Raw genomic sequence first — 6862 nt, 5'->3', positions numbered from 1 at the left:
GGATCATCCTGGATGTAGCGCCGGACACACACCAGGCCCTTACGCCAGCCTCCGGAGGCCCAGGAGCTGTACCGCTGCTTGCAGTAGGCTGCCATGTCCTTGTAGCTAGGCCTGCCGCTACCATGACCGCAGAGCGTTACCCTGTCTCCGTTGATGCGGTAGACCATCTCTACATGTCCGATCTTCTGCGGGCGGCTGGCATCAGTGCCGGCAAACTCCAGCATATCCCCAACACGGAGATCGCTGATATTCATCGGCACACCGTCCTGGATCGTAATGTCTACGGTGGTAAGCTTGCCCGACTGGTAGATGCCGGCGGTGTTCAGGATCCCGAAGCCCTGGCCTGCCTCCTTGTAGGCATAGCAGATGGAGCTTGAGCAGTCACTGTAATACTTGCCGTCCTTGTAGGTACGGAAGCAGTAGTCCCGCAGGGCCTGGCTGTAGTAATTGCGGCCTATAATGCTTTCATAGACCTTTGCAACCGCTTGTCTCTTTTCGTTTGCTGTCATAATCTTATACCTCCTATATCATGATATGAAAAGAACCTAGGATTGTCCTAAGCTCTCAAATGCATTATTTTCTCCATTGACATTTTCTCTCAAATGGAATATTATAGGGATAGCTAAGGAATGTAGCTATATGTCTACGGACATGACGAAAGCCCTGGAGTGCCAGCTCCGGGGCTTTCTTGCTCGTTACGGTGAGCTATTCCGTTTTTGGCTGGTGCTACCTATCATCTCTGTCCAGCCATTTACAAATGTAGTAGCCAGCTACACTTGCCAATACAGAGATAAGGAATGTAACTATGTAATCCACGGACATCACCTCCTTCCTGCTGGAAAGAGTCGGCAGCATCTTTATCATAGCATAACGGCTACTCTTTTTCTACTATTTCCTCTTCCACTACTGCCCACCCATCCGGGTACACATCCGGTCCCCAGACGCAACCATCCATCTGGCAGATGTAGCGCTTGCCGTCTGTGTATGTCATCTTATCCCCCACGTTGTAGGCATCGTGGGCTCCTGTAGGCTGTTTCCAGGCCGGATATTCCTCTTGGGTGGGTTCTTCTGTGCTGCCACCTTCTAGGGCGTTTACACGGCCTGTGATATCTTTCAGGGCTGCTACCAGCTCTGCCATGTTGGCATAGAGGTTGTCCACCTGCTTCTGGATGCTGGCATAGCTGTTTTCTGGGCTGGCGTTGGTTCTGGCCAGCCCGATCAGCTCCTGGCGCTCCTCATCGGTGATACCTCCCTGGAGCCAGATGGTGTCTATCTTATGCAGCATGTCCGCCAGCTCGTAGCGTCCGGCGGTGATTACGTTCTTAATGATCTCGTACATGATTTTCCTCCTTATATGATCTGTGCTTGTGTGTTGGCAAGGGCTGTCTGGAGCTCCCGGAATCGGGCGTCTATGTAGGCTTTGGTGTCGGCCACATAACGGACAGCCATGTGCGCCCCTGCATCATTGGTAATAACCGTGGTGGGGTAGTTGGTATGGAGGGCAGCGTAAGCGGCGATCTGCTCTGGGGTGAGATCGGTTTCGATGGGGGTGTCCAGATACGTCATGACCTCAAGGGGATGCTCGGAGAGGTGGGCTTTCCAGTTGGAGAGACCGAAATCTTCAAGAGTGGAATCGTAAAATGAATTGTTGTGGGCATATATCACCATCGAATTCACTCCAAACCATAAGCCTTCCTCGCGAGAGACCGTATTAATTTGGACTGATAATTGATTGCAGAATCCGTTGCGACAACGCATTGCTTCTGGCAACGCTTTTGTACTAAATCCCACATATCTTGCATCATTATTATATACGCCCCAATTCTCATCCGTACTTCCATCAAGCACTTTTTTCCACACCCTCTGCACATACTTCCCACGCCCAAAATCCACCTCATCGCACACCCACTGCTGGCCGTCCGCATCGGTGTAGTTGCCGCCAGAAGAGACCGGGATGCCGGGGAGGCCGTTGGGGGTGACGAGGAGGGACTGCGGGGTGCGGTAGAGTTCGTAAGCGGTTACCTGGTCGCTTATTTCAAATTGCGGTTTAAGAAGTACGTTGTTAAAAGATATTCCAGATGCACACAATATCCATATTCCTGATATGTAATCGCTATCTTTTGCATTATATTTGGATCCGTTACCAATATTTTTTCCTAAAATCCCGTTTAACTGTGCATATATGTTTGTAGATCCACTTAGAATATAAGTCGATCCAGACTTCAGCATAATTTTACCTTCAAACAAATAAAATCTTACTGATTCTGTTGCAGTACCATTAAGCAACAATGTACCATCATCATTTACAGTAATCGTAACACCATTAATCACTTTACTTCCTTCTTTGTACGGGAACGGAATCAGATTCTTCCCCGTCACCTCCGCCCCGATGCCCACATCTACCACGCCCGGCTTTCCTCCAGTGTAAGGCTCCCATGGAAGAGCGGCGGAACCTTCGTTGAGCATGAAGCTATCTTTATTTTCAATATAAGCTGTTACCCGTAAATATTTTGCTCCTTCAGGAACATCTATAGAGCGAGGTACGTCACTACTGCCAATTCCGGATAAAAAAGTCTTGTCCTCATCGTAAAATGCACCCGAATTTGACTTTTGCCCTATATACAATGTTGCCATCCCCGATACACCTATATAGTCCGATGCACATAACGTACCGTTCACGCCCACATCACTCCCATCAAAATCGGATATATAATGTCCATCTATAATCGTAGTTACATCAAACAGCTGCGCCCCCGTTGTCAGCACCTGCCCGGCACTTACCATCTCCTGCGGATAGTCTGGGTTCGGGGAGAGCCTGCCGCCGGTGTAGGGCTCCCATGGGAGGGCGGTGGTGCCTTCGTTGAGCATGATATAAAATTCATCGTTATATGTTGCACCGGGCGTTCCATCAATACCAAAATGTACGCTTGCATCTTCGCTTAAAACAAAAGTTTCGGAATCTTTTGTTGTTAAATTCGTATTATTATTTTCATTTACAAGATACATGCCACATGCTTTGTTTCCAATATATGATACCGTATACGTTCCCGCGCTCAATAAAAAAGATGGTGTTTTGATAGTGTTCCTCCCACCATCTACAGATTGCGTTCCAGTTATAGTAATTTTACCGTCATCTGTCCCAGTCATTGTTGCATAACTTGTGTTTGATGATACAAATGGGATTCCGGGATACAACTGCTCCCCAGTCGTAGTCTTCTGCTCGCTCCGGCCATACACCTTAAGCCCCTGAAATGGCCTGTCAGAGCTGTCCCGCAGGATGATCTCTGGGCCTTCTGCTGACTCCATAATTCCCGGTGCCGAAGAGACAGCCAGTACCCGGTTCATCTCGATCTGCTCCCGGTCTGCCTCGATCTCCGCAGCTGCCTGCTGGACATTGGCCACCTGCTCGGCTCCCTCTGCCTGGACAGCCTGCACCTGTTCCGCACCAGCATTATCCACTGCCTGTACCTGGCTTGTCCCGGCAGACTGTATATTCTGCACCTGTACAGTCCCGGCGTCATTGACATCCTGCACGGCCTGCTCTGCGGTGACTCCGAACTCCTGGACAGTCTTATCCACTGCAGTCTTGTTGCTGGCTACCTCTGACCGGGCACTCTCTACTTCCTGGGCTTTCTGCGTCACGGCGGACTTGTCCTGGGCCACCTGTTCTGCATCCTGCCTTGCCTGATCCTCTGCAACTTCAGCGGCACCCTGGGCAGCCTCTGCGCCGGTCTGGGCAGTCTTAGCCGCCTGTTCGGACTGCAAGGCATTAGTGGCAGATTGCCTCGCTACATCCGCCGCAAGCTGGGCTGTACTCTCTGCTTCGGCGGCGGCCCCAGCTGATCCTGCGGCAGCCTCGGCACTCTCCTGGGCCTGGCCGGCATAGTAAGCAGCATTGTCCTCTGCCCGGTCAGGGTAATCCTCTCTGCCATGGGCCCAGGCCTCTGCAGATGCCTCTGCTTCTTCGGCCCTGCCCGCGGACTCATTGACTACCGCAATAGCCTCCCGAAAGAGATCCGCATCCTCCGGGGTGCGGAAACCCTCTGGCTTAGACCGGGCCTTGACGGACAGGGTGATGCTCTTAACGGTCTCGCCGCTACTCTCGTCCGCCAGATAGATCCAGGCATAGATCTGGTAGTTCCGAGCCTTATCCGCCTCCAGCATGGATTCCGGGATCACCACATCTGTTACGCCATCCTTCGTCACGCCTACACGGGTTATTGCCTGGCCGCCCATCTGCTGGAGAGAGAAATGGATCTCCACCGCCGTAGGAAGCTTCAGGCCCTGGATCCGCAGCACCTGGCCGTAATCCCACTGCATCAGGCCAGCGGCGCTTGCGTAGTCACACCCATCCTTGAATACTACTGTAATCATGTGTCATACCTCCTTGTAATAGAAGAGCAGGCTGTGACACCTGCCCTCCCTGTTGCGATATCGCAATTACTCCTCAGAATCGTCAATCCCATTATTGTTCCGATCAGACGGACCGCCTACACCGCTCTGATGCTTACCGGGATGCGGGGCGTTGGTGGGCTTATCGTAGAGATAGGGTGTCGGCTGTTTCTCCTGCAGATCCGGGCCTGCGTTGACATAGCCTCCATTGCCCGGAATCTTCGCTGCATGCTTTCCTGTTGTTCCCATAGTATGTACCTCTCTTTCTGATTTTGAATTGATAGTATGCCGCTCTCACCCTGCGGCCGGGAGATAGGTGGATCACCTCCTACTGTACCTCCGGCAGTCCCGTCACCGATGTTGCTACTGACAGAATGCCTGCCAGTACGGATGCCGATACCACCATAGGCCAGCTCACCTCACTCATAACCGCCGCTGTACCGGCGCTGGCCACGAAGGTCTGTGCCATGGTCTTGACCGCACGCACGCCTGCAGCCTTGCACCATCTCTTTGCGCTCTCGCTCATCTTGCCTCACCTCCTCTCTCTAAATCTGATATCCGATGATTAGCTACCTTGATCTGCTCTTCCAGGACTGCTTCGGCCTCCTCCAGCTTGTATGTCCGCTCAATAACCGTGTTGTGCTTATCCACCTTTTTCTCCAGCTGCTCAATACGGTAGTTGGTCAGCCTGGCCGAAGTCAGAACGCCTGCAAATGCTCCTATGGCGCTTCCGGCCAGCCCGATCAGCGCCACCATGATTTCTGTTGGCATTTCCATTATGTACCTCCTTCCAGCGCCGCCAGAATCTCTGCCTTCTCCTCATTGGTCAGCCGTGTGTATCTTGTTAGGATTTCCGCGGGATTTTCGCCTTCCAAACGCCGTTTTTTCAGCGCACGGATGATGATGTTGCGTTCAATGTTACTCAACATGAATTGCACCTCCAATCATATCTGCCATGGCAATGGTGAGCTCGTCATTGTCCATCTGAAGTTGTGCCACCTGCTGCTCCTGAGTTGGTATATACTCTATTGGGGTAACTCCATCCTTTTTATAAAATACTCCATCTATGTATTTATCTCCTATTTGGCAAGGATACTGTAAACAATCTACCGCTACAGCATCATCGCCATACACTGCCCGTGTAACCTGGTTAGCATCTTCGTAATTATCTGCCACAACCACATTTTGTACTGTTTCTTCAGATATCATTGCAAATACTTGATGTACTAACATTCTATATGTCCTCCCTAATATAATTGTAATAAAACTATTCCAGAACCACCAGCAGCGGAGAAACAGGTTTTACCATAATTGCTATTCCTGCCTCCTCCGCCGCCTCCTCCTGTATTGGCTCCGCCAGATGTAGCAGACTGTGAAGTACCATCGCGGTGTCCTCCATTACCACCTCCGCCAGAACCGCCAGAGCCGCCATAAGATGTTCCGTTCTCGATTATTCCTATACCAGATCCGCCTCCACCTCCGGCATATAAAGTACCATTTCCCCAAGCTTTTGTTGTGGAACCTTGTCCACTGCCTCCACCAGCATAGACAGTAGTTCCATTACCTCCATTAGATCCTCCATTCCCCCCGTTACTACCAGAACCAGAATACCCGGCTGCCCCTCCGCCAGAGCCACCAGAACCACCACCTGGTAATGTTGTAGTTGCGGATGAAGGGGGATTTCCTCCTGCCTTTGTAAATATATCGGCAATTCCACTCGTCCCCCCGGCTGTCCCAACGGCACCACCAGCACCTACAATTATTGCTAATATTTGTCCTGCCGATACAGCAAATTCAGAGGATGTTCCTGCATATCCTCCCCCTCCTCCTCCAGCATAATAATTAACAGAACCACCGCCTCCCGATAGCTTTCCTCCACCAGCTCCGCCACCAACTGCGAAACATTTGGCTTTTGTATATCCTTCTGGTATGGTGAAACTTTGGCTAGATGCAAAAGTCTTATTAAGAGTACCCTCTGTTGTAACCTCTGCGTTTAACTCGGCTCCCGTTATATCTCCCAAACTAGTGGTCACATATGGATAGATAGACAGATAATATTTTGTATTTGCTGCCGGAAGATCAATATATACTTGTGATTGTCCTTCGGCAGCCGTATTACTGCCGGCTCCCTTGTAGATCTGTGTGCCGCCTGTCTTACCTGGACTGCCGGAGGTGCTGTAGCGGATATAGACTCCGCTGTATGGCCTTCCCTTCGCCGCCTTTGGATTTTTCCAGATTGCAAGCACCCTTTTTCCGGAATAGGCGGCTACACTAAAAGACAGTAAGCTGTTGACCTTCATCCGGCCAGCGCCCGGCTCATCATCGCTGTCCTTTGTGATCGCGGTCTTCCCCTCAAGGACATAATCAAGGGTTGCCGTGCAGTCATCGCTGCCGGAGCCGCTTCCTCCGCCCAAAGTAATCGGTACATGCGCCATATCAATTCACTCCTTTCAGCCCCAGGGTAATATCC

9 protein-coding genes and 1 pseudogene are annotated in these 6862 nt (G+C 51.2%); all 10 read right to left on the bottom strand.

Annotated elements, in window-relative coordinates; all coding sequences use genetic code 11:
- A pseudogene (locus LIZ87_RS21735) lies at window positions 1–509 on the bottom strand (cell wall-binding protein); the annotation flags it as partial.
- 217 nt (window positions 510–726) lie between these two features.
- Window positions 727–864, bottom strand: coding sequence for a hypothetical protein (locus LIZ87_RS21730; RefSeq protein ID WP_227149193.1), 138 nt, complete (start codon window positions 862–864; stop codon window positions 727–729).
- A gap of 10 nt (window positions 865–874) precedes the next feature.
- Window positions 875–1339, bottom strand: a complete 465-nt coding sequence (locus LIZ87_RS21725; RefSeq protein ID WP_227149192.1) for a hypothetical protein — start codon at window positions 1337–1339, stop codon at window positions 875–877.
- An 11-nt stretch (window positions 1340–1350) separates the two neighbouring features.
- Window positions 1351–4374, bottom strand: a complete 3024-nt coding sequence (locus tag LIZ87_RS21720) for a hypothetical protein (protein ID WP_227149191.1) — start codon at window positions 4372–4374, stop codon at window positions 1351–1353.
- A 66-nt stretch (window positions 4375–4440) separates the two neighbouring features.
- Entirely contained in the window at window positions 4441–4641 is a 201-nt protein-coding gene (locus tag LIZ87_RS21715) for a hypothetical protein (RefSeq protein ID WP_227149190.1), read from the bottom strand.
- A gap of 79 nt (window positions 4642–4720) precedes the next feature.
- Complete coding sequence (locus tag LIZ87_RS21710) at window positions 4721–4918, bottom strand: holin (protein WP_227149189.1); 198 nt, start codon at window positions 4916–4918, stop codon at window positions 4721–4723.
- The gene (locus tag LIZ87_RS21705; protein ID WP_227149194.1) at window positions 4915–5163 is read right to left on the bottom strand and encodes a hypothetical protein; all 249 of its coding nucleotides are present in this window, start codon (window positions 5161–5163) and stop codon (window positions 4915–4917) included. Before LIZ87_RS21705 ends, LIZ87_RS21710 begins: the two co-directional genes overlap by 4 nt.
- A gap of 5 nt (window positions 5164–5168) precedes the next feature.
- Window positions 5169–5321 carry a hypothetical protein gene (locus LIZ87_RS21700; RefSeq protein WP_227149188.1) on the bottom strand — a complete coding sequence of 51 codons (153 nt, stop codon included), beginning with the start codon at window positions 5319–5321 and terminating at the stop codon, window positions 5169–5171.
- On the bottom strand, window positions 5311–5625 hold the full coding sequence (locus LIZ87_RS21695; RefSeq protein ID WP_227149187.1) for a hypothetical protein: 315 nt from the start codon (window positions 5623–5625) through the stop codon (window positions 5311–5313). The genes LIZ87_RS21700 and LIZ87_RS21695 overlap by 11 nt, the downstream gene beginning before the upstream one ends.
- Before the next feature lie 14 nt (window positions 5626–5639).
- The gene (locus LIZ87_RS22485) at window positions 5640–6692 is read right to left on the bottom strand and encodes a glycine-rich domain-containing protein (protein WP_264468132.1); all 1053 of its coding nucleotides are present in this window, start codon (window positions 6690–6692) and stop codon (window positions 5640–5642) included.
- Window positions 6693–6862 lie beyond the last annotated feature (170 nt).

This window comes from Lacrimispora sp. 210928-DFI.3.58 (genome assembly GCF_020554865.1).
Taxonomy (GTDB): Bacteria; Bacillota; Clostridia; order Lachnospirales; family Lachnospiraceae; genus Enterocloster.
The sequence above is the reverse complement of the archived record's forward strand: the minus strand, read 5'-3'. Positions and strand labels throughout refer to the sequence as shown.

Bases quoted from the DNA above. Each gene is read 5' to 3' on its own strand.
- LIZ87_RS21730 (WP_227149193.1), bottom strand. From the start codon at position 864: ATGATAAAGATGCTGCCGACTCTTTCCAGCAGGAAGGAGGTGATGTCC.
- LIZ87_RS21725 (WP_227149192.1), bottom strand. From the start codon at position 1,339: ATGTACGAGATCATTAAGAACGTAATCACCGCCGGACGCTACGAGCTG.
- LIZ87_RS21720 (WP_227149191.1), bottom strand. From the start codon at position 4,374: ATGATTACAGTAGTATTCAAGGATGGGTGTGACTACGCAAGCGCCGCT.
- LIZ87_RS21715 (WP_227149190.1), bottom strand. From the start codon at position 4,641: ATGGGAACAACAGGAAAGCATGCAGCGAAGATTCCGGGCAATGGAGGC.
- LIZ87_RS21710 (WP_227149189.1), bottom strand. From the start codon at position 4,918: ATGAGCGAGAGCGCAAAGAGATGGTGCAAGGCTGCAGGCGTGCGTGCG.
- LIZ87_RS21705 (WP_227149194.1), bottom strand. From the start codon at position 5,163: ATGCCAACAGAAATCATGGTGGCGCTGATCGGGCTGGCCGGAAGCGCC.
- LIZ87_RS21700 (WP_227149188.1), bottom strand. From the start codon at position 5,321: ATGTTGAGTAACATTGAACGCAACATCATCATCCGTGCGCTGAAAAAA.
- LIZ87_RS21695 (WP_227149187.1), bottom strand. From the start codon at position 5,625: ATGTTAGTACATCAAGTATTTGCAATGATATCTGAAGAAACAGTACAA.
- LIZ87_RS22485 (WP_264468132.1), bottom strand. From the start codon at position 6,692: ATGAAGGTCAACAGCTTACTGTCTTTTAGTGTAGCCGCCTATTCCGGA.